Here is a 21,499-nt window from a genome sequence, read left to right on the forward strand (position 1 = left end):
TATGACGAAAAATACTTTTAGAGAAAGAATTCAAAAAACATATACAAAAAAAGACCTTGAGAAAGCTCTAGGTCTTAAAAATAAAGCTCAATTGCAGAAAAGAATTGATAAATTAGTTGATATTTATAAGGTTGATATGAAGAAATTTCAAAAAAATTCTGGGGAAAGTGAAAGGGCAGCTTATAGTTTCAATGGGATTGCTTTTGATATATTATGTGTCTTATTAAATAATATGACAGATGATAACATACCAAAAGCAATTACGGATGAAGATGTAAGGCTGAGAAAAGATGCGATAAAAAATATTGATATTACCCAATATGCGAATTTTATTAAAAATGTTAAGAATGACATAGATAAAATTGAATTTAAACCATTAAAGTTACATATACATGCACAAAAAGTATACCAAGATGTAAAAAAGGTGTTTGATTCAGGGAGTAAAATAAACGATAAGTTACAATTAGCTTCTGAAGTAATGAGTCAATTACCTATAGATAAACAAGTGGAATTAAGTGACAAAATTGCACTTGCTATACACGAAACTATTTATTCATCATTTTCAGAAAGCAAATATAATGAACGAATTAATGAACATCATCAAACGAGTGAAAGGTCAAGTCAGCATGATTTTCGATATAATTATTTTGTAAATCAATTAACAGATAATGTAATAACTGAAGGTATAGATGAAGAGAGAGCATTTATTTATGATAGAGATGAACAATTAGATTGGTTATTAGTTAACATACTAAATAAAGTTCAACGAGCTGCCGATGGATGGGGAATGAGAAATGCTAAACCGCATCACAGAACGCAAACATTTAGAGATATGGAGTATTATTTCCTTAGAGATGTATCGAAAATGATAGATAAAGAGCTTAACAAAAAGGAAAACTTAAATAAGCAATCTAAAAAATATGACTTCGATAATAAGATAAAGGTCATTAATGACAATATTGAGCTTTTTAATGAAGATGAACAAATTAGAAAGCATTTACTAGAGTTACGTAAACGATTAGACTTTCATTCTGCAGCAGTATTAAATCAGAAAAATCATTCACACATAGGCAATGAAATGTTCCAATATTTTATGGATGATATGCAACAAGTTGTAACATTGATAGACCGATACATTAATAAGGATGAACATTATAATGATATGAAAAATGGCTATATTAATGAATATAAATCATTTTACAATGCATATAATAATGAAATTGAAGTGATTAAGACGCACGAAAATAACATCCCAATGGCAATGTTAATGAAGCAATTTAAGAATCAACTGTTAAAAAGAAGGAATAACCGGAAAAGCTCTAATTGAAGTTAAGTAGAAAATTGATTAATAATTGATAAGCTCAATCCCTCATATAAAGGGATTGAGCTTATTTGCTTGGTGGGAATTTTTTTGAATTTTTTTGCCACTTCATCAACGACCTCTATTTAGTATTAAGATTGTCTTATCAAAACGTTTTGAACAAATTTTAAGTTGAAAGTGAGCGCGCCATTTTCAACCATAAAGGAGAAGATTTACATGGAGACAAGAGACAAACTGATGTCGTTGACTCAAAGTAACAAAACACAGCAGTGGTTAATGGACAAATCATCTAACCAAGATGATGTTCAGCAACTGCAGCAACAATTCAGTCAGCAGCTTGATCAACAATATAATGCACTTTTAGCTGATGAAAAAGCTAAGTTAGACCAATACGTGGAAGTACATCAAGGATTGGAATCATTAAAGGAAGAGATTGAATCAGAACCTATTACGCTTAATATTGATAAATTACCCGATATCAAAGCAACAATGCTTGAAAGAGCCAAGAATGATGAACATTCTGATAAAATCGAAAAGCTATTTGATAGGTTAGAACAGGCATTAAATGGTACGAATCGATTATATACGCAATTATCGTTGATTGGTACACGAACACATCGAATTACAACTAAAAATTTTAATCTTCAAGGCTTACCTAAAGCAGTCCAACATACGATTTTACCTTCAAAATTTAAGAAGGTGTATACAGTCGATTTTAAATCGTTTGAACCATCAGTTGCAGCGTACATGACTCAAGATTCAAAACTGATTGACTTGTTAAATCAGAAAGACGGACTGTATGACGCATTGCTAAGTGAATTAGGCTTATCAGATGAGCTACGTGTATTTGTTAAACGTGCATTTATTGGTTCGTTTCTATTTGGAGGTAACTTCAAAAATCCTAAGTTCAAGCTGAATCAATATGTAAGTGAAGTACAATGGTTGGATGCGGTCAGCCAACTTACAAAAGTCATTGAACTTAAGAAGCACGTTGAAAAGAGTAATTCCATGCCTATGCCTTATAGTATTGAGCATAATATGAGCGCATTTCAAGGTAGCAGTATTATGGCAATTTATGTACAAACTGTAGCGAGTTATATTTTCAAACACATTCTATTGGAAGTTTATAAAGCGCAGTGTACACAAAAGAGCTTTCAAATCATTTTGCCAATTCATGATGCCATTATGATTGAGTGCGACGATGAAGAAACAGCACAAAGTGTAGCCCAACTAATGAAAAGTAAAGCTAATAAATTGTTTAATGGTGAGTTTGCGCACGTGACAGTGGAAGCATTAGGAGGTGTAAGCAATGAATAATGATAGAGGTCAAAGTTTACAAATTCCAAAATGCACCCCACTAACAGAAGGCTATATATACGTTGCTTCATTATATTCTGTAACCCAAACAGATTTCAATGGTGATGTTAAACACCAGTTTACGTATGAAATAAAGATAGATCAGAAAGTTATTTATGTGAATCGTAGTATTTCGAAAGATGCTACCGATAAGCAGTTATCAATTACTGATTGGCTTAGACGTCATAGTAATTATAGTTCCACTCATGAGAATTATGATCCTTACATTGATAGAAAGCATTTAATCTATGTGGGTCAATATAACGGAAACTATTATGTTCAAGATGTAGCACCATTAGATGGATTTGGAGGGGTATTGTAATGAATCATATTTTAGAAATGTTAATAAAATTATTAAAAGTGGGTATGGAGGCAATCGACCGTAAAGGTCTGATTGCCATCCTAACTAGTAGTATTGGAAATGATGAAATGGATGATTCTGAACAAGCTGTAATGGTGTATAACGAGCTTATCGATAAACTACAGCTTAACATTCCTAAAGATGTCGACTATAGACCTAACATATACAGTTATTTTGGTATTCAAAAAAAGCCAAATGACACAATATTAGTGGAAATGATGATAAGTATTTTTCATATCAAGCGTTTTGATTCAGAGTTGTTTGTTTTCAAAGATAAAGGTTGGCAAAAGGTAAATGAAGATGAATTGCAAGGGCTGATATCTAAAATGATACAAGTGTTGCTAGTTGATTATAAGCCCTCATTAAGTATTCTAAAGAATGTAGTGGTTGGCTTACAAAATTCAATAGATGTAGAAGAACTAGTTGAGAATAAACAGTACATTGGATGCGGTCATAACATGTTTAATCTAGACGCATTTGAAGTGGTTGGAAATTCTATAAAGATTTTCCCCGCAACACGGTTGAATTTAGAGTTGGTTAAAAGTGATGTCATAACTGAAAAAACACCTCCACATTTTAATCGATACATGTTAGAGTTTGCTAATTTTGATTCTGATTTACAGTACTTTCTTTTTCAACATACAGCGGTGCTTCTTACAGCTAACACAAAGTATCGCAGAGCCTTACTATTATATGGTGGAGCTAAGAATGGTAAATCCGTATTTATAAATTTAGTTAGGTCATTTTTCTACAGCGAAGACATTGTGTCTAAAGCACTTAACGAGCTTCAAGGCCGTTTTGACAAAGAGAGCTTGGTGGGTAAAAAACTTATGGCAAGTGACGAAATTGGGGAATCAAGGATTCAAGAAAAGATTGTAAATGATTTAAAAAAGTTAGTATCTGTTGAACCAGTGCACGTTGATCGTAAAGGTAAAACACAAGTTGAAACTACTTTGGATTTAAAACTTGCTTTTGGTACAAATGCAAGACTTAATTTTCCATCTGCTCATGCGAAAGCACTAGAGCGTCGAATTGCTGTTATACCTTGTGAATACTATGTCGAAAAAGCTGATCCGAATTTAAGTGAAAAGTTACAGAATGAAAAGAAAGCGATCTTCCTCTATTTGATGCATGTCTATCAGCAAATTGTTAATGAAGATAGGGAATATCTCGAAAATGAGCGCGTCACTGAAATATCACATGATTGGCTGAATTTTGGATATGAATTTGTTCCTAGCAAATCAGTTAATAATAAAGATCAGAAAATATGCATTAACTTACTCAGAGAGCTAATTAAAAATGATTCGGGGTCTCGGATTAAAGTGGCTGATATTAATAACATAATTAAGAAAGAAATTAATATAAGCAGTCAGGTTATCAAAAAACTAGTTTTGGCTAACTTTGGTACTCAAACTAAACTAAATGATGGTTATGAATATTGGACTGATTTAGGTTGGAAAAATACTGACGAAGAAGTAACTCATAATATTTCTAAAGCAGATAACATCATAACTTTTGATAAAAATGAGCACGTAACAGATGATGAAGTATTACAAGAAGAGAACTTGGACTTTGATTGGGAGGAATTTGACGATGAATAATGAACAAATTGAAGCATTTGTAGAAGTGCTTGTACCTATTATAGAAGAACGTATTCATAAAGGTAAGTAAGCTAATTATGTACTACAGGTATTGGCCTGTAGTACTCATGTTTTTAAGTGGTAAAAGTGATAAAAATGAAACGAAGTTATAAATATATATTATCAATATGATGTTATAAGACCGATGGTCTATAGCAATCATTCATTAAAAGGAGCGACATTATTTATGAAGAAGAAAATTGCACTTTATTCAAGAGTGAGTACATCCGAACAATCAGAATATGGATATTCAATCCATGAACAGGAACAAGTGCTCATTAAAGAAGTTGTTAAAAATTTCCCGGGTTATGACTATGAAACTTATATCGATTCCGGTATATCAGGTAAAAATATTGAAGGTCGACCAGCAATGAAACGCCTATTACAAGATGTTAAAGATAATAAAATCGAAATGGTGTTAAGTTGGAAATTGAATCGCATTTCACGATCAATGAGAGACGTGTTTAATATCATTCATGAATTCAAAGAACATGGCGTAGGATATAAGTCGATTTCTGAGAATATTGATACATCGAATGCCTCTGGGGAAGTGCTCGTGACTATGTTTGGATTAATAGGATCAATCGAACGTTCAACACTTATCAGTAACGTCAAGATGTCGATGAATGCCAAAGCACGTAGTGGAGAGGCTATTACAGGTAGAGTGCTCGGATATAAGTTGTCACTTAATCCACTTACGCAGAAAAATGATTTAGTTATTGATGAAAATGAAGCTAATATCGTACGTGAAATCTTCGATTTATATTTGAATCATAATAAAGGACTCAAAGCCATTACAATCGTACTGAATCAAAAAGGATACCGCACTATTAATCAAAAGCCGTTTTCTGTATTTGGTGTTAAATACATTTTAAATAATCCAGTATATAAAGGTTATGTCAGATTTAATAACCATCAAAATTGGGCTGTACAACGAAGAAGTGGGAAAAGTGATGAAAATGATGTCATTTTGGTGAAAGGAAAGCATGAAGCAATCATAAGCGAAAAAGTATTTGATCAGGTTCATGAAAAATTAGCAGCTAAAAGTTTCAAACCAGGACGTCCGATTGGTGGAGACTTTTATTTACGTTCACTAATTAAGTGTCCAGAGTGCGGTAATAATATGGTATGTCGACGAACTTATTACAACACGAAAAAATCAAAAGAACGCATAATCAAACGCTATTACATTTGTTCATTGTTCAACCGTTCTGGAAGTTCAGCGTGCCATAGCAATGCCATTAATGCCGAAGTTGTAGAAAGAGTCATTAACGTTCATCTTAATCGTATCCTTTCCCAACCAAATGTTATTAAGCAGATTGCGACAAATGTGATAGGAGAACTGAAACGTAAGCATAATACTAAAGGTAAGATTATAATTGATACCGATAGCCTAGAAAAGCAAAAAGCTAAAATTAAAACACAACAAGAACGCCTGTTGGAATTGTTCTTAGATGATCAAATGGATAGTGAAATGTTGAAAGAAAAACAGCATCAATTGAATAATCAACTCCAGATACTTGAAGAACAAATAAAAAAGGCTCAACAATCTAATCAAGCAGAAACAAAAGTTCCAGACTTCGATAAGTTGAAGAGTCGCTTAACCATGATGATTAGTAGATTTAGTATTTATCTCAAAGAAGCGAGTCCAGAAGCAAAGAATCAGCTTATGAAGATGTTGATTGACTCTATTGAAATTACCACAGATAAGAAAGTGAAGCTTGTACGATACAAAATTGACGAAAGCCTTATACCTCAATCTTTGAAAAAAGATTGGGGGTCTTTTTTTATGCCAAAAATTCATTTTGTGATTTATGGTACACAGAAATATTCTATCGACGAAATTACCACTTTTGCCACTTTGTCATAAGTGATAAAAGTGAGCGAAATGAAATAAAAATGAAATATATATTATCAATACGATGTAGCAATTGAATACATCGTGAAAACATATTAGGAGGTCATGACAATGACATTGGAACAACAACTCAAGTACTATATAACAAACTTATTCAACCTACCCAAAGACGAGGTATGGGACTGTGAAGCAATCGATGAAATAGCTAATGATATTCTTCCTGACAAGTATGTAAGGCTTGGTCCACTATCCAACAAAATACTTCATACGTATACCTATTATTCTGAAATACTTCACGAAAGTAATATCTATCCTTTCATTCTCTACTATCAAAAACAGCTCATAGCCATCGGCTATATCGATGAAAATCACGATATGAATTTTTTATATCTACACAACACAGTCATACCCCTTTTGGATCAACGATACTTACTAACAGGAGGAAAATAATATGCATAAATACATCAAAATCACGCAACTAGTCATCACAATCCTTAGTGAAGTTATTATTTGGATGAAAGAATCAGAACGAAAGGAAGTCTCTTATGAATAGATATATCACTCGTGGTATTGCCCAAAACTTACCTACCACATTACAACATCAATTATGGCAACTTGTAGCGCAACGTGAAAACGAACAGTCCAAGGAACTAGAAGAAATAGATTACTTTCATGTCTTCCAGTTCAACATGTACAATAATCAATTATATGTAAAACACAAACAAGAACGTTCTGAGTATGTCAAAATTCATAAAACTAATTATTCAAAAGCTATCAATATTAATAAGGTCTACATTATTCGAGAAGATGATGTAGACCTTTCTTATTACGTCATGTTATTACCAGAAGAATATTAACTAGGAGGAAACAAACATGCAGACAATAAAGAACACATTAGAAACTGAAGCTATTTTCAGTGATGACCAACAACATCGCTATCTACTTAAAAAGACATGGGATAAAGATAAACAAGTTATCACAATCATTACTATGTATCCACATTATGATGGCGTACTCAACATAGACTTAACAACACAACTGATTATGAACAAAGTTTCAGAAATGGGTGTATTTGGTTCAATCCATTTTGTGAACCTATACTCCAATATAACAACACCAATCAACCTAAAACATCTGGAAAATGCTTATGATAAGCATACAGATATTCAAATTATGAAAGCTGTGAAAGAATCTGATGAAGTGATATTAGCTTGGGGCGCCTATGCTAAGAAGCCAGTTGTTGAAGCACGTGTCAATGAAGTATTAGAGATGTTGAAACCACATAAAAAGAAAGTGAAACAACTCATCAACCCAGAAACGAATGAAATTATGCATCCACTCAACCCTAAGGCACGTCAAAAATGGATTTTGAAATCATAGCAAATACATGGAGGTCAATATGGAAACAAAACAAATCAACATCGTTTCACTGCAAATGATTAAAATAGATACTTTGAGTTATCTTAAAAGACGAATTACGAGTCCCCACCAAATTGTAAAGTATTCAAATAGAGTTTTTTTAATAATGCATAGATGGTACATTTATTTTACTTTAATTATAATTAGCTGGAAAATTATATACAAGAAAGGTTCAGTCACTAACTCATTTATAGTGTATGATGATGGAAAATTAATTAAGAATAAAACATTGACCAATATTGACCTTTAGTTTAGAATAAGCTTAATTATATGGCGAAGGGTGATAAAATGATTGTTGGTAATTACCATTACAATGAGGTTTATGATGAATATATTAGTTTGAAAGTTTGGAGGTACATGGAAAGCGAGGATGTTGATTTAGAAACAGCATTAAATCATCTAGGAGTAGATTATATAGATGCATTACCAGATGAAGAAGATATTCCTGAACTTGAGAAGGAAAAACAAAAATTAATTGAACGAGGATACTAATAAATGCGGTTAGAGAAATGTTTCTCTAACCGCATTATGATTTATTTTTTTATTGCTGACTTGCCATTAATTCTGCTTGCTCTACAACTTGTTCCACAGCCATTTTTTGAAGATCTGGTGGATAGCCATATTTCTTTAATAGGCGTCTAACTTGAACTCTCATTTTAGCTTTAGCACTGTCTCGTTTAGACCAATCAACACTCATGTTATCCTTAACTGTTTTAGTTAACTCATGTGCAATGGCTCTTAACTCTTTATCGCCTAAAGCTTCTTTAGCTGTTTCATGTGAAGCTAACGCATCATAAAAAGCAATTTCCTCAGTACTTAAACCTAAGTCATTACCTCGATTTTGTTCTTGCTTAATTTCTTTAGCCATTTGAAGGAATTCTTCTATTACTTTTGAAGCTTCTATTATCCTATATTTATAACATTTTATTTGTTTTTTTGTAAATATAATTAATAATTTTTAGTTTAAAAATTAGTTTGAATGTATACAACAAAGGTGTATAATATAAAAAAGTGCAAATTAAAATTGTGCATAATCAAAATTGCGGAGGGTATTATGGAAGAAACAATTGATTTAAGCAAACTATTTACAATTTTAAAGAAAAACATGAAGTATTTAATTATCCTACCAATTGTTTTTCTAGTATTAAGCATGGTGATCACATTTGTATTTATGACACCAAAATATTCATCTTCTACTCAAGTGCTTGTTAACCAAAAAGAAATAGATAATCAAATGATGGCACAACAAGTACAATCTAATTTACAACTAGTCAATACATATTCAGAAATTATTAAAAGCCCAAGAATACTAGATAAAGTATCTAAAAATCTAAAAGGTAAATACTCTAGTAAAGAAATTTCAGGAATGCTTACTGTTAGTAACCAATCAGAATCGCAAATATTAAATATTGTAGTTGAAAATGAAAGTCGGGAAGCTGCACGTAAAGTTGCTAATGAAATTGCGAATGTATTTAGTAAAGATGTAAGTAAAATTATGAATGTAGATAATGTTTCAATACTATCCAAAGCAGACACAAAAGGAAACCAAATCTCGCCTCAACCGCTCGTTAATTCAGTGGTCGGTATTTTTTCGGGCTTAATTGTCGCACTAATCATAATATTTTTGAAAGAAATATTGGATAAGAGAATTAAAACAGAAGAAGATGTCTCAGAAATTTTAGACTTACCTGTATTGGGAACAATACAAAATTTTAGTAAGTAAAGGGAGGTAAACTAATGGCCAAAAATAGAATTATTAACCCACTGATAACAGTGGAAAAGCCAAAGTCAGTCATAAGTGAAAAATTTAGAGGGATTCGAACAAATATCCTGTTCTCAACTGCAGACAATGATGTCCAAACAATTGTATTTACATCAGAAAAGCCTGCTGCTGGCAAATCAACAATTTCGGCAAATGTTGCAATTACATATGCACAAGCAGGATATAAAACATTATTGATTGATGGAGATATGAGAAAACCGTCACAACATTACTTATTTAACACAGATAATATGGATGGCTTTTCAAATCTAATTATTAATAAGACGGATTATCATAAAGCAATTCATAAGACAGATATAGTCAATTTAGACTTACTAACGTCAGGTCCAATACCACCAAATCCTTCTGAATTAATAGGATCTGAAAAATCATTAGAAGTATTTGATTATTTAAGAAGTGAATATGATTTCATTATTATTGATACACCTCCAGTAAATACAGTTACGGATGCACAACTGTTTTCAGAAATTGCTAAATATGTAGTGTATGTTATTGATGTGCAAAAAAATGATCGAAATGCCATAAAAAAAGGTAAAGAATTGATTGAAAAAGCTGGTGCTAAAATATTAGGCGTTGTATTAAATAAAGCACCTGAAGATAAGTCATCTAGCTATTACTATTATTACGGGAAAGATAAATAATGGTTGATATTCATAATCATATTTTAGTGGGGGCAGATGATGGCCCGAAATCTATAGATGAGGCAATAGTATTATTACAACAAGCTAAAGAACAAGGTATTAATGATATTGTTGTGACGCCACATCATTTACATCCAAAATATGAAAATACGTTTGATACTGTTGCAAAAGGTATCGAAGAATTAAATAAAATCGATGAAATAGCAAAGTTAAATATTCAACTTTACCCAGGTCAAGAAATACGATTATCAGATCAAATATTACAAGACATCAAACAACACAAGATATACGGGATAAATGATACAAAATACTTACTTATTGAACTTCCATCTAATGAAGTGCCACATTACACTATGAAACTTCTATATGAAATTCAAAATAAAGGCTTTATACCAATAATCGCTCATCCTGAGCGAAATAAAGCTATCGCACGAGACATAAATTTACTTTATGAATTAATTAATAATGGTGCTTTAAGTCAAGTTACAGCGTCATCTCTAAATGGTGAACTCGGGAAAAATTTGCAAAAGATATCTATAAAAATGATTGAACATAATTTAATTCATTTTATTGCATCGGATGCGCATCATGCATTAAACAGGTCATTTACGTTAAATAACTTATTTAATAATCCAAAGTTAAAAAATATAGAAGCGGATATAGAAATGTTTTTACAAAATAATAAAGCATTAATTCAAGATAAGTATATAAGAAGGGAAAGACCTATTGAATTTAGTAAAAGTAAATTTTTCGGTCTATTTTAATTAGGGAATCGGGGAATGAAAATTGAAAGTTATATCAGCTAAGCAGAGGCTAGTTTTGTTATTAATTATAGACTCACTTATCGTGACATTTTCAGTATTTTTAGGTTACTACATTTTAGAACCATTTTTTGAAGGATATTCGACAAAACTATTAATTTTGTCATCAATTATTCTACTGGTTTCTCACCATATATTTGCTCAAATCTTCGATTTGTATCATAGAGCATGGGAATATGCGAGTGTAAGTGAATTAATCTTAATTGTTAAAGCGATTACAGGTTCCATTATTGCTACCGCAATTATCGTTCCATTATTGACACATCAACCACCATTTTTAAGGTTATATTTTATAACTTGGATGATGCACTTATTGTTAATAGGTGGTTCTAGACTGTCTTGGAGAGTTTATAGGAAAACGTTTATCAATAAAGATGTTAAGAAAAAACCAACTCTTATTGTAGGTGGCGGAAGAGGTGGTTCACTACTTATACGTCAAATGAGAAATACACCTTATATGGGAATGGAACCTGTGTTAGTAGTTGATGATGATCCAAATAAACAGAAAATGTCAATTGCAACGGGCGTTAAAGTTCAAGGTTACATTACAGATATACCGGATTTAGTTAAGAAATTTAATATTAAAAAAATAATTATAGCAATTCCGACACTTTCACAAAGTAGATTAAGAGAAATTAATCAATTATGTGAAGGTCAAAATGTAGAAGTATTTAAGATGCCTAACATTGAAAATGTTATGTCAGGGGACATAGAAGTAAACCAATTAAAGAAAGTGCAAGTAGAAGATTTGTTAGGCAGAGATCCAGTAGAACTAGACATGAATTCTATTTCTAAAGAGTTAACACATAAGACCATACTTGTTACAGGTGCTGGTGGTTCTATCGGTTCTGAAATTTGTAGACAAGTTTGTAAATTCCAACCTGAAAGAATCGTCTTATTGGGTCACGGAGAAAATAGCATCTATCATATTCATCAAGAGCTGAGTGGATATTATAAAGACGAAATAGAGATTATACCAGTTATTGCAGATGTTCAAGATAAAGAGCGCATGAAAGATGTTATGAAAACATATAAGCCATATGTTGTTTATCATGCCGCAGCACATAAGCATGTACCTTTAATGGAGTACAACCCACATGAAGCTATTAAAAATAATATTCTTGGTACTAGAAATACAGCTGAAGCTGCAAAACTTGCTGAAGTAAGTAAATTTGTGATGGTATCAACTGATAAAGCAGTCAATCCACCGAATGTCATGGGGGCAACTAAAAGAGTTGCAGAAATGATTATTCAAAGTATGAACAATGAAACAAGTAACACTGATTTCGTGGCAGTACGATTTGGAAATGTACTCGGTTCAAGAGGATCTGTAATACCACTATTCAAGAAGCAAATCGAAGCAGGCGGACCAGTAACTGTGACACATCCAGAAATGACAAGATACTTTATGACCATACCTGAAGCTTCAAGACTTGTACTTCAAGCAGGTGCATTAGCAACAGGTGGAGAAGTATTTGTATTAGATATGGGTAAACCCGTCAAAATAGTTGATTTAGCTAAGAATTTAATAAGATTAAGTGGATATAAAGAAGAGGACATTGGTATCGAATTCAGTGGCATTAGACCAGGTGAAAAATTATTTGAAGAATTATTCAATAAAGATGAGATACATCCAGAACAAGTTTATGAGAAAATTTATCGCGGGAAAGTAAGAGAAATAAATATAGAAGAGGTTAATGAATTTATTACGGACATCATTGATAACTTTACTAAAGAAAAAATAATACATTTTACAAATGATTATGTAGATAGTAAGGCATATAGAAAAATAAAAGAGTAATGGGTGAGGAAATGTTCAAAGGGAAAACAATTTTAATTACGGGTGGTACAGGTTCATTTGGTAATGCTGTAATGAAAAGGTTCTTACATACGGATATAAAAGAAATTAGAGTGTTTTCTAGAGATGAAAAAAAACAAGATGATTTAAGGAAGAAATACAACAATGATAAATTAAAATTTTATATAGGTGATGTAAGGGACGTTGTAAGTGTAGAGAGTGCTATGAGAGGTGTGGACTTTGTGTTTCATGCAGCAGCTTTAAAACAAGTTCCTTCATGTGAGTTCTTTCCAATAGAAGCTGTTAAAACAAACATATTAGGTACTGAAAATGTGGTGCAGGCCGCAATAAGAGCGAATGTAAAAAAAGTTATCTGTCTTTCTACTGATAAGGCTGCATATCCAATTAATGCTATGGGTATTTCAAAAGCTATGATGGAAAAAGTTTTTGTTGCTAAATCAAGAAATGTTGATAAAAATCAAACATTAATTTGTGGAACAAGGTATGGAAATGTAATGGCATCAAGAGGTTCTGTAATACCTTTATTTATAGAAAAAATAAAAAATAATGAACCTTTAACAGTTACAGATCCTAACATGACAAGATATTTAATGAGTTTAGAAGAAGCAGTTGAATTAGTTATACATGCATTTAAACATGCTGAAACAGGAGATATAATGGTACAAAAAGCACCAGCTTCTACTGTTGGAGATTTAGCACAAGCATTATTAGAGCTCTTTGAAGCGAAAAATGAAATCAAAATTATTGGTACTAGACACGGTGAGAAACAGGCAGAAACGCTACTGACTAGAGAAGAATATGCTCAAGCAGAAGATATGGGTAATTATTATAGAATTCCAGCAGATTCAAGAGATTTAAATTATAGTAATTATTTTGAGGATGGTAGCAAAGAAATTACTGAAGCGTTTGAATATAATTCTGATAATACTTATAGACTTTCTATTGAAGAAATTAAAGAAAAATTACTTACATTAGATTATGTACAAAAAGAACTAACTCTATACAAAGATAATGTTATATAGGAGGTTTATATGAAAAGTATCGTTATAACAGGAGCGAATGGTTTTGTAGGTAAAAATTTAAAGCATGATTTATATCAAACAACTGATTATGAAATATTGGAGATATCAAGAGATACTTTTATCGAAGATACAATTGATTATCTACTTAAAGTAGACTGTATAGTTCACTTAGCAGGTGTTAATAGACCTAAAAATGAAGATGAATTTTATGAAGGTAACGTATCATTGTTACAAGAAATGCTTGAAATTATTAAAGATAATCCTAATAAACCGTCAATAATACTATCATCATCTACTCAAGCAAACAGTGGTAATTTATATGGAAAAAGTAAAAATGAGGCAGAAAATTTACTGAAAAGCTTTTCTGAAAAATATGGAAATAAAGTTTATGTTTATCAATTCCCAAATTTATTTGGAAAGTGGAGTAAACCTAATTACAATTCCGTAATTGCAACATTTTGTCATAATATTGCTCATGATAAAGATATTCATATTAATGACAGAAAAATTGAATTGAACTTAAATTACATTGATGATGTAATTGCAGAAATAAAAAGAGCTATAGAAGGAAAACCAACAATTATTAATAATAAAGTTGAAGTGCCGAATGTCTATAAAGTAAATCTTGGTGAGATAAGTGATTTGATTTATTCATTTAAAGATATGAGAGCTAATAAAACTTTACCAAATTTAAATAATGATTTTGAAAAAGCATTATATAGCACTTATTTAAGTTATTTACCAAAGAATGAATTTAGCTATCCGCTTAAAATGAACATTGATGAAAGAGGTTCATTTACTGAGTTTTTAAAAACACCGGATCGAGGGCAAGTATCTGTCAATATATCAAAGCCAGGAATAGTTAAAGGTAATCATTGGCATCATACAAAGAATGAAAAGTTTTTAGTTGTGTCTGGTAAGGGTGTAATTAGATTTAGATTACCTGAATCAGATGAAATTCTAGAATATTATGTGTCAGGTGAAGAATTAGAAGTAGTGGATATTCCAGTAGGTTATACCCACAATATTGAAAATTTAGGTGACGAAAATATGGTAACTATTATGTGGGTTAATGAAATGTTTGACCCAGAAAATCCAGACACATATTACTTGGAGGTTTAAAATGAATAAATTGAAGTTAATGACTATCGCTGGAACTAGACCAGAAATAATTAGATTATCAGCAACAATAAAAGCGTGCGATAAATATTTTAATCAGATTCTTGTACACACAGGTCAAAATTATGACTATACATTGAATCAAGTTTTCTTTGAAGAATTAGAATTAAGAGAACCAGATTATTATCTTGAAACGGTTGGTAAAGATTTAGGTGAGACAATGGGTAATATCATTGCTAAATCTTATGAAGTGTTAGCACAAGAACAACCAGATGCATTATTAATACTTGGAGATACAAATAGTTGTTTAGCTGCAGTATCAGCTAAAAGATTAAAGATACCTGTATTTCATATGGAAGCAGGAAATCGTTGCTTTGATCAAAATGTACCTGAAGAAATAAATAGAAAAATAGTGGATCATGTTAGTGATGTGAATCTACCATATACAGAACATAGTAGAAGATATTTATTAGATGAAGGATTCAAAAAAGAAAACATTTTTGTAACTGGTTCACCAATGCGTGAAGTATTAGAGCAATATGAAGAAAAAATTAATACAAGTGATGCGTTAAAAACATTGAATCTTGAACCGAACAAATACATCTTAGTTTCTGCACATAGAGAAGAGAATATTGATATAGAGAATAATTTCAATTCTTTAATGAATGCTATAAATGAGATAGCAGAGAAATATGAATTACCTGTTATATATTCAACTCATCCAAGAAGTTGGAAGAAAATCGAAGAAAGATCATTTGAGTTTCATCCATTAGTACAACAACTTAAACCATTCGGCTTCTTTGATTATAATGCATTACAAAAAAATGCTTTTGTTGTGCTTTCAGATAGTGGAACTTTGTCAGAAGAGTCATCAATATTAAAATTCCCAGGCGTACTCATCAGAACATCTACCGAACGACCGGAAGTTTTGGATAAAGGAACAGTTATAATTGGAGGAATTAAATATGATAATTTAGTCCAATCAGTAGAACTTGCAAGAGACATGCAAAATAATAATGAACCTATAATAGATGCAATTGACTATAAAGACGATAATGTTTCTCAAAAAGTAGTGAAAATAATTCAAAGTTATACAGAAATTATTAATAGAAATACTTGGAGGAAGTAATGTTAAAGAAATTATTGTTTAAAATAATTAAGGGTAAAAACAATGTAAAAGGCAAAAATGTAATAATTAACCCTCTTGCATATGTGGTTAATTCAAATTTTAGTGGTAATAACTTTGTCGATAGATTATGTAGAATTCGTAACACATCATTTGGAAATTATAGTTATATTGGTTTTAACTCAGATTTAAATAATGTTCAAATAGGGAGTTATTGCTCTATTTCATCCGACGTGAAAATTGGTTTAGGGAAACATCCTATAAATTTTTTTAGTACTTCACCAATATTTTATTCAAGTAAAAATCCATTTAATCTAAACATAAATAAGGTTAAATATGATGATCGTCCTGATTTAACAATTATTGAAAATGATGTTTGGATTGGAACTAATGTAATTATTATAGATGGTGTAACAATTGGTAATGGAGCTATAATTGCTGCAGGTAGTATTGTCACGGAAAATGTCGGAGAATATGAAATTGTAGGTGGAGTACCTGCTAAGGTAATAAAAAGGAGATTTGATGAATCGACAATTCAAAAATTACTAGAGAGTAAATGGTGGGAAAGAGATGCTAAAGAATTAATAGATTCACAATTTAATTTATAAGGCTTATATAAAAGGAATGATATTTATTGAGAATTTTAAATATAGTATCTAGTAATATTGTTCAAGATCCGAGAATTTTGAAGCAGATGGAAACTATAAAACAAATTACAGAAGATTATATTGTTTTAGGAAAAAGTAATATTAATGTTACGGATGAAAGATTAAAAACATTGAATTTTAATTACAAATTATTCGGTCAAAATATAGAAGAAAATTCTATCATAAAGAAAATAATAAACAGAATAAAATTTGGAAGAAGTGTTATTCTGTTTATTAAAAGTTATAAACCAGATGTAATACATGCTAATGATTTTGATGTATTATTTATAGTTTTCTTATCAAGATATACAAAAGCTAGAATAGTATATGATGCTCACGAAATATATTCTAAAAACGCATTTATTAATAAAGTTAAGGTTTTATCGGGAATTATTCAATTTATTGAGAAAAAAATAATCAATAGAGTAGATTCCTTTATAACAGTAAGTAATGCAGCAAAAAATTATTATCTTTCAAAAGGATATAAAAAAGAACCTATTGTAATAACAAATGCACCAATTAAAGAAAATATAAAAATTAAAAATAATGGAAGAAATAATTTTGAAGTTGTTTATCAAGGACAATTAGTTTCAAACAGGGGTTATGAAGAGTTTCTGGATGCTGGAAGATATATTAATGATGAAAATATAAAATTAATTATAAGAGGTTTTGGACACTTAGAAAATAAGCTTAAAGAATTAAAAATTAAAACAAATATTAAAAATGTAGATATTGAAGATCCAGTAGAAATGAGTCAATTAGTAAAAGCCATGAGTAATAGTCATGTTGGCGTAGTTTTAACAAAACCTACTTCAATTAATTTTGAGTATACTGTATCCAATAAAATATTTGAATGTTTACATGCTGGAATGCCAGTAATTTTATCTCCAGTTAAAGAACATATTTACCTAAATAATAAATATAATTTTGGCATAGTAATAGATGAGGTTAAACCAGAGTTAATAGCAAAAGAAATACTCAAATTAAATGATAATAAAGAACTTTATAATAAGCTTAAAAAAAATGCGATTAAAGCTGCAGATGAATTAAAGTGGCAAAATGAGGAATTAAAATTAATAGAGATTTACACGAAAAAAAATACATAAAAGAGGTTTATATGAAATATATATTACTATTAGGAATTATGAGTATGAATATTTTTATAATTTATTCTACTTTTTTAAACGACATATTAAATATTGATGTTGGTAATAGTTATTTTATAGTTATGTCTATAATTGCAAGTTATACTATTTTTTTTCCCTTAACTAAAATAATTGTTACAAAAAGAATTAATAAAACCTACTTCTTTTTAGTGTTAATTATTAGTATTGTCATGATTTCATACATCGCTTGCCCATTCAAAATGGAAGAAGATATAAGAAATTCAATTTTATTCTTCTGGTTATGGGCTGTTCCAGGGTGTATATGTGGTATTGAATCTAGAAATTTTAAAAAAGTAACTTTTACTAATTTCTTTAAATTTATATTCTTTAGTTTTTCTATTTGCTTAGTATTTTTATTTATAATTCCATTTATTACAGGATCAGCCTCTACATTCATTAGTAGTGGATTATTGAATTATCAAAATGCCTCTTATATTACTGCATTTATTTTTGGAATTGGACTATATTTTTTGAGTGAACCTAATGTGAAATTTAAATTTTTATATTTGATTTTAGTAATATTAATGGTACCAATTATCTTCATAATTCAAGGTAGAGGAGGGTTTATTTTACTTATATTGTATGGATTATTTACAGTTATACAACTGATTAATAATAAATCAATGAGACTTGTTCAAAAAGTGAGATTTATTGTTTTTGGCTTTTTATTAATCTTCTTAGCATATGTACTATTTATGAATTTAAAAGAAAACAGAATACTATCTTATTTTAAAGACGGTCAGTTTCAAATTGGAAATACTTCTGGTAGAGATATTTTGTATAGCAATAGTATTGAATTAATAAAAGAAAAGTTATTAACGGGATACGGTATGTTTAATTACTATCCTTTATTAGGAGGCACTCCACATAATATCTTTTTAGAAATATTATTAATATCTGGATTTTTGGGATTGATTATAGCTTTATTTATAACTTTTTATTATATTTACAACTTTATTAAATTATATAAAAAGGACTCTATCGATAAATTAGTTATATATATTTTTGCTTATCCCATTGTATTCCTATTATTTAGCGGTAATTTTTTAATATTAAGTGAACTATGGTTTGTTATATTTTATGTTATTAGTGTTACAAGGGAGAGGAAAAATGAGTGTAAAAATGTTTATCAATGACTCAATCAAAACATTATTGAGTACAACTTTTTTGATGGTAGTTATTCAATTTGTATTATTCCCTTATTTTTCAAATAAGCATACAAGTGAAGTTTTTGGAGAAATTTTAACTATATATAGTATTTTCTCAATATCAACAGTAGTAATAGGAAATACGCTTAATAACTTAAGATTGCTAGATTCTAATATATACAAAAATAAAGAATTTGGTATTGATTATTTAAAGCTTATTGTAATTAGTATATTTTTTAATATTCTAATTACAACTTTAATTTTTATATTTAATTTTAAGTATAATCTTGGTGAAATAATCATATTAAATATAATAATAGTGATAATGATATTGAAAAACTATTTACAAGTCTATTTGAGATTAGAACTATTGTTTAATAAACTGCTAGTGATGTCAATAATACAAGGTTTAGTAATAATCTTTTTAGTATATGTATTAAAAATTAATATGTCTTGGTGGATATTTATATTGATAGGTGAACTTGCTGGTTTATTATACTTACTAACTCAATTTGTAAATAAGGGATATTCATTCAATACAACTCATATAAATTTTAAAAAATTAAATATAAAATTCTGGCAACTATCAAGTGTGAATTTTGTTAATAACTTAATAATTTATTTTGATAGATTTTTAATATACTCAGTACTAGGAGGAAATGTTGTAACAATATCCTTTGTGGCAACTTTTGTAGGTAAAATTTTATCGGGAATAGTTTCACCTATAAATGGTGTTATATTAACATATATTTCGACAAGAACACAGGCGAATACTTTGAAAATATATAGGTATGCAATTTTTTCTTCTTTAATAGTAGGTTTATTAACCATTTTATTAGTTTTACCTATTTCAAAATATGTAGTAGTTCATTTATATGATATTAATTATAGTTCTATAAACAGATATTTAATTATTGGGAATTTAAGCGTTATTACCTTGATCATGGGCAATATACTATTTCCCATGAATATTAAATACACGAATATAAAATATCAAACTATTGTACAAACTATATATTTTATACTTTATTTTTTACTATGTATTCCACTTACATTAGCTTGGGGACTCATGGGATTTTTTATTTCTGTTACTAGTACAAATGTTATACGATATTTTCTAATGATATACACTGGATTTAAGTATATGGAGAGGGAGACTTAATGAAAATCACAATTTTGTTAACAGATATTTCGAATGATGGCGGAGTACAAAATGTTGTTAAAAATTTTGTAAATCAACTACATAATGATATTGAAAAAATAAGTATAGTTTCGGTCTTCAAAACTAATAAGTCAGATAAAATTATAGATGAAATACAAGGTAAATGTGAAATTACATATATATACGAAGGGTCTCGTAATTTCAAGAAAATTTATTTTAACTTATTGATTAATCTAAAAAAACATTTTAGGAGCAATGATTCGGATATTGTTATTGGTTGTGGATTATTTTATGCTCCATTTTTATCAGTTTTGGGTAAACATTATACTAAAATGATTTGGTCTCATTCAGCATACAGTAATATAAAGTTTATGAGTCTAAATTGGATAGGGAAAATATTTTCGTATATTTTTATGGATAAAATAATTTCAATAACTAAAAAAGATTTCTTTAATTTTAATCAAGATTTATTCTTAAGAAAAAAAGAAAAAGTAGTTATGATTTATAACTTTAATGAAAATAATTATAGTAATTATTTTTCGGGAAAGAGTAAAACTATTTTAAGTATAGGTACAATTGATTATATTAAAGGATTTGATCATATTGTTGATATTGGTAAAGAAATTTTTAATAACTATAAAGAATGGAAATGGATTATTGTTGGTGATGGACCGTTACTTAATAAAATGAGGGAACAAATAAAAGAACATAATTTAGAAAATAATGTTTTTTTTGTTGGATATAAAAAGGATATATCTACTTATTTAAAAAGTTCAGATATTTTTGTATTAACTTCTAGAAGTGAAGGATTTGGGCTTGTAACACTTGAAGCTAAAATGGCAGGAATTCCAGTTGTTGGATTTTCATGTAAGGGAATAACTTCAGAGATAATAACAAGTAATATAAATGGATTTATAGTTGAGGATAATAACATAGATGAAATGAAAGATAAAATAATAAAATTACTTAATGATCCTAATTTAAGAAAGAAATTTTCGAAAAATACCATTTTGTATAATGAGGAATTTGATAGTACTAAAATTAAAAGCGAGTGGCTGAAATTAATCAATAAGAGTAAAGGGAGATAAAA

Annotated in this window: 21 protein-coding genes and 2 pseudogenes; 22 read left to right on the forward strand and 1 reads right to left on the reverse strand. The window is 29.6% G+C overall.

The annotated features are described in order from the left end of the window. Nucleotide 1 precedes the first annotated feature (1 nt). The 10 genes and pseudogenes from KA867_RS07985 (at nt 2) to KA867_RS08030 (ending at nt 8,447) form a co-directional block, all read left to right on the forward strand. Nucleotides 2-1,327: a DUF6038 family protein gene (locus KA867_RS07985; protein ID WP_070044804.1), complete on the forward strand. Its 1,326-nt coding sequence runs from the start codon at nt 2-4 to the stop codon at nt 1,325-1,327. Between the two features lie 210 nt (nt 1,328-1,537). Beyond that, the gene (locus KA867_RS07990) at nt 1,538-2,638 is read left to right on the forward strand and encodes a DNA polymerase (RefSeq protein WP_070044803.1); all 1,101 of its coding nucleotides are present in this window, start codon (nt 1,538-1,540) and stop codon (nt 2,636-2,638) included. Further along, complete coding sequence (locus KA867_RS07995; RefSeq protein ID WP_070044802.1) at nt 2,631-2,999, forward strand: hypothetical protein; 369 nt, start codon at nt 2,631-2,633, stop codon at nt 2,997-2,999. Before KA867_RS07990 ends, KA867_RS07995 begins: the two co-directional genes overlap by 8 nt. Next, complete coding sequence (locus tag KA867_RS08000) at nt 2,999-4,639, forward strand: DUF5906 domain-containing protein (RefSeq protein WP_210137641.1); 1,641 nt, start codon at nt 2,999-3,001, stop codon at nt 4,637-4,639. Before KA867_RS07995 ends, KA867_RS08000 begins: the two co-directional genes overlap by 1 nt. A 226-nt stretch (nt 4,640-4,865) precedes the next feature. Next, nucleotides 4,866-6,548, forward strand: coding sequence for a cassette chromosome recombinase CcrC (ccrC, locus tag KA867_RS08005; protein WP_210137642.1), 1,683 nt, complete (start codon nt 4,866-4,868; stop codon nt 6,546-6,548). Nucleotides 6,549-6,647: 99 nt separating this feature from the next. Next, nucleotides 6,648-6,986, forward strand: a complete 339-nt coding sequence (locus tag KA867_RS08010) for an SAUGI family uracil-DNA glycosylase inhibitor (protein WP_210137643.1) — start codon at nt 6,648-6,650, stop codon at nt 6,984-6,986. A 95-nt stretch (nt 6,987-7,081) separates the two neighbouring features. Continuing rightward, nucleotides 7,082-7,393 (forward strand): DUF960 family protein, encoded by a 312-nt coding sequence (locus tag KA867_RS08015; protein WP_210137644.1) that lies wholly within the window; start codon nt 7,082-7,084, stop codon nt 7,391-7,393. A gap of 16 nt (nt 7,394-7,409) precedes the next feature. Then, nucleotides 7,410-7,916 carry a DUF1643 domain-containing protein gene (locus KA867_RS08020; protein WP_210137645.1) on the forward strand — a complete coding sequence of 169 codons (507 nt, stop codon included), beginning with the start codon at nt 7,410-7,412 and terminating at the stop codon, nt 7,914-7,916. A 19-nt stretch (nt 7,917-7,935) separates the two neighbouring features. Beyond that, nucleotides 7,936-8,022, forward strand: a pseudogene (locus KA867_RS08025) (JAB domain-containing protein); the annotation flags it as partial. Between the two features lie 221 nt (nt 8,023-8,243). Continuing rightward, complete coding sequence (locus KA867_RS08030; RefSeq protein ID WP_210137646.1) at nt 8,244-8,447, forward strand: hypothetical protein; 204 nt, start codon at nt 8,244-8,246, stop codon at nt 8,445-8,447. A 49-nt stretch (nt 8,448-8,496) separates the two neighbouring features. Here KA867_RS08030 and KA867_RS08035 read toward each other — a convergent pair. Next, nucleotides 8,497-8,883 (reverse strand): annotated as a pseudogene (locus tag KA867_RS08035) (type I restriction enzyme endonuclease domain-containing protein); the annotation flags it as partial. 126 nt (nt 8,884-9,009) lie between these two features. Between KA867_RS08035 and KA867_RS08040 the strand changes: the two are divergent. The 12 genes from KA867_RS08040 to KA867_RS08095 are packed head-to-tail and all read left to right on the forward strand — an operon-like array spanning nt 9,010 to nt 21,497. Next, nucleotides 9,010-9,678, forward strand: a complete 669-nt coding sequence (locus KA867_RS08040) for a Wzz/FepE/Etk N-terminal domain-containing protein (protein ID WP_210137647.1) — start codon at nt 9,010-9,012, stop codon at nt 9,676-9,678. A gap of 14 nt (nt 9,679-9,692) precedes the next feature. Then, nucleotides 9,693-10,379, forward strand: coding sequence for a polysaccharide biosynthesis tyrosine autokinase (locus KA867_RS08045; protein ID WP_210137648.1), 687 nt, complete (start codon nt 9,693-9,695; stop codon nt 10,377-10,379). Beyond that, the gene (locus KA867_RS08050) at nt 10,379-11,143 is read left to right on the forward strand and encodes a tyrosine-protein phosphatase (RefSeq protein ID WP_210137649.1); all 765 of its coding nucleotides are present in this window, start codon (nt 10,379-10,381) and stop codon (nt 11,141-11,143) included. Before KA867_RS08045 ends, KA867_RS08050 begins: the two co-directional genes overlap by 1 nt. A gap of 22 nt (nt 11,144-11,165) precedes the next feature. After that, nucleotides 11,166-13,001, forward strand: coding sequence for a polysaccharide biosynthesis protein (locus tag KA867_RS08055; RefSeq protein WP_210137650.1), 1,836 nt, complete (start codon nt 11,166-11,168; stop codon nt 12,999-13,001). Nucleotides 13,002-13,012: 11 nt separating this feature from the next. Continuing rightward, on the forward strand, nt 13,013-14,041 hold the full coding sequence (locus tag KA867_RS08060) for a nucleoside-diphosphate sugar epimerase/dehydratase (protein ID WP_210137651.1): 1,029 nt from the start codon (nt 13,013-13,015) through the stop codon (nt 14,039-14,041). Nucleotides 14,042-14,050: 9 nt separating this feature from the next. After that, nucleotides 14,051-15,163, forward strand: a complete 1,113-nt coding sequence (locus KA867_RS08065; protein ID WP_210137652.1) for a polysaccharide biosynthesis C-terminal domain-containing protein — start codon at nt 14,051-14,053, stop codon at nt 15,161-15,163. A gap of 1 nt (nt 15,164) precedes the next feature. Continuing rightward, on the forward strand, nt 15,165-16,289 hold the full coding sequence (gene wecB / locus KA867_RS08070) for a non-hydrolyzing UDP-N-acetylglucosamine 2-epimerase (RefSeq protein WP_210137653.1): 1,125 nt from the start codon (nt 15,165-15,167) through the stop codon (nt 16,287-16,289). Further along, nucleotides 16,289-16,894: a CatB-related O-acetyltransferase gene (locus tag KA867_RS08075; RefSeq protein WP_210137654.1), complete on the forward strand. Its 606-nt coding sequence runs from the start codon at nt 16,289-16,291 to the stop codon at nt 16,892-16,894. Before wecB ends, KA867_RS08075 begins: the two co-directional genes overlap by 1 nt. Before the next feature lie 26 nt (nt 16,895-16,920). Then, the gene (locus KA867_RS08080; RefSeq protein WP_210137655.1) at nt 16,921-18,039 is read left to right on the forward strand and encodes a glycosyltransferase; all 1,119 of its coding nucleotides are present in this window, start codon (nt 16,921-16,923) and stop codon (nt 18,037-18,039) included. Nucleotides 18,040-18,050: 11 nt separating this feature from the next. Next, nucleotides 18,051-19,235: an O-antigen ligase family protein gene (locus KA867_RS08085; protein ID WP_210137656.1), complete on the forward strand. Its 1,185-nt coding sequence runs from the start codon at nt 18,051-18,053 to the stop codon at nt 19,233-19,235. Further along, a complete protein-coding gene (locus KA867_RS08090; RefSeq protein ID WP_210137657.1) occupies nt 19,210-20,409 on the forward strand; it encodes a polysaccharide biosynthesis protein in 1,200 nt (399 codons plus the stop codon). Before KA867_RS08085 ends, KA867_RS08090 begins: the two co-directional genes overlap by 26 nt. Continuing rightward, nucleotides 20,409-21,497: a glycosyltransferase gene (locus KA867_RS08095; RefSeq protein WP_210137658.1), complete on the forward strand. Its 1,089-nt coding sequence runs from the start codon at nt 20,409-20,411 to the stop codon at nt 21,495-21,497. Before KA867_RS08090 ends, KA867_RS08095 begins: the two co-directional genes overlap by 1 nt. Nucleotides 21,498-21,499 lie beyond the last annotated feature (2 nt).

This window comes from Staphylococcus sp. GDH8C109P (assembly GCF_017893405.1).
Lineage (GTDB): Bacteria > Bacillota > Bacilli > Staphylococcales > Staphylococcaceae > Staphylococcus > Staphylococcus cohnii.

Excerpts from the sequence above, each read along its gene's own strand:
- KA867_RS07995 (WP_070044802.1), top strand. The coding sequence starts at position 2,631 with ATGAATAATGATAGAGGTCAAAGTTTACAAATTCCAAAATGCACCCCA.
- KA867_RS07985 (WP_070044804.1), top strand. The coding sequence starts at position 2 with ATGACGAAAAATACTTTTAGAGAAAGAATTCAAAAAACATATACAAAA.
- KA867_RS08090 (WP_210137657.1), top strand. The coding sequence starts at position 19,210 with ATGAGTGTAAAAATGTTTATCAATGACTCAATCAAAACATTATTGAGT.
- KA867_RS08030 (WP_210137646.1), top strand. The coding sequence starts at position 8,244 with ATGATTGTTGGTAATTACCATTACAATGAGGTTTATGATGAATATATT.
- KA867_RS07990 (WP_070044803.1), top strand. The coding sequence starts at position 1,538 with ATGGAGACAAGAGACAAACTGATGTCGTTGACTCAAAGTAACAAAACA.
- KA867_RS08045 (WP_210137648.1), top strand. The coding sequence starts at position 9,693 with ATGGCCAAAAATAGAATTATTAACCCACTGATAACAGTGGAAAAGCCA.
- KA867_RS08065 (WP_210137652.1), top strand. The coding sequence starts at position 14,051 with ATGAAAAGTATCGTTATAACAGGAGCGAATGGTTTTGTAGGTAAAAAT.
- wecB (WP_210137653.1), top strand. The coding sequence starts at position 15,165 with ATGAATAAATTGAAGTTAATGACTATCGCTGGAACTAGACCAGAAATA.
- KA867_RS08095 (WP_210137658.1), top strand. The coding sequence starts at position 20,409 with ATGAAAATCACAATTTTGTTAACAGATATTTCGAATGATGGCGGAGTA.
- KA867_RS08040 (WP_210137647.1), top strand. The coding sequence starts at position 9,010 with ATGGAAGAAACAATTGATTTAAGCAAACTATTTACAATTTTAAAGAAA.
- ccrC (WP_210137642.1), top strand. The coding sequence starts at position 4,866 with ATGAAGAAGAAAATTGCACTTTATTCAAGAGTGAGTACATCCGAACAA.
- KA867_RS08050 (WP_210137649.1), top strand. The coding sequence starts at position 10,379 with ATGGTTGATATTCATAATCATATTTTAGTGGGGGCAGATGATGGCCCG.
- KA867_RS08010 (WP_210137643.1), top strand. The coding sequence starts at position 6,648 with ATGACATTGGAACAACAACTCAAGTACTATATAACAAACTTATTCAAC.
- KA867_RS08085 (WP_210137656.1), top strand. The coding sequence starts at position 18,051 with ATGAAATATATATTACTATTAGGAATTATGAGTATGAATATTTTTATA.
- KA867_RS08020 (WP_210137645.1), top strand. The coding sequence starts at position 7,410 with ATGCAGACAATAAAGAACACATTAGAAACTGAAGCTATTTTCAGTGAT.
- KA867_RS08000 (WP_210137641.1), top strand. The coding sequence starts at position 2,999 with ATGAATCATATTTTAGAAATGTTAATAAAATTATTAAAAGTGGGTATG.
- KA867_RS08075 (WP_210137654.1), top strand. The coding sequence starts at position 16,289 with ATGTTAAAGAAATTATTGTTTAAAATAATTAAGGGTAAAAACAATGTA.
- KA867_RS08015 (WP_210137644.1), top strand. The coding sequence starts at position 7,082 with ATGAATAGATATATCACTCGTGGTATTGCCCAAAACTTACCTACCACA.
- KA867_RS08060 (WP_210137651.1), top strand. The coding sequence starts at position 13,013 with ATGTTCAAAGGGAAAACAATTTTAATTACGGGTGGTACAGGTTCATTT.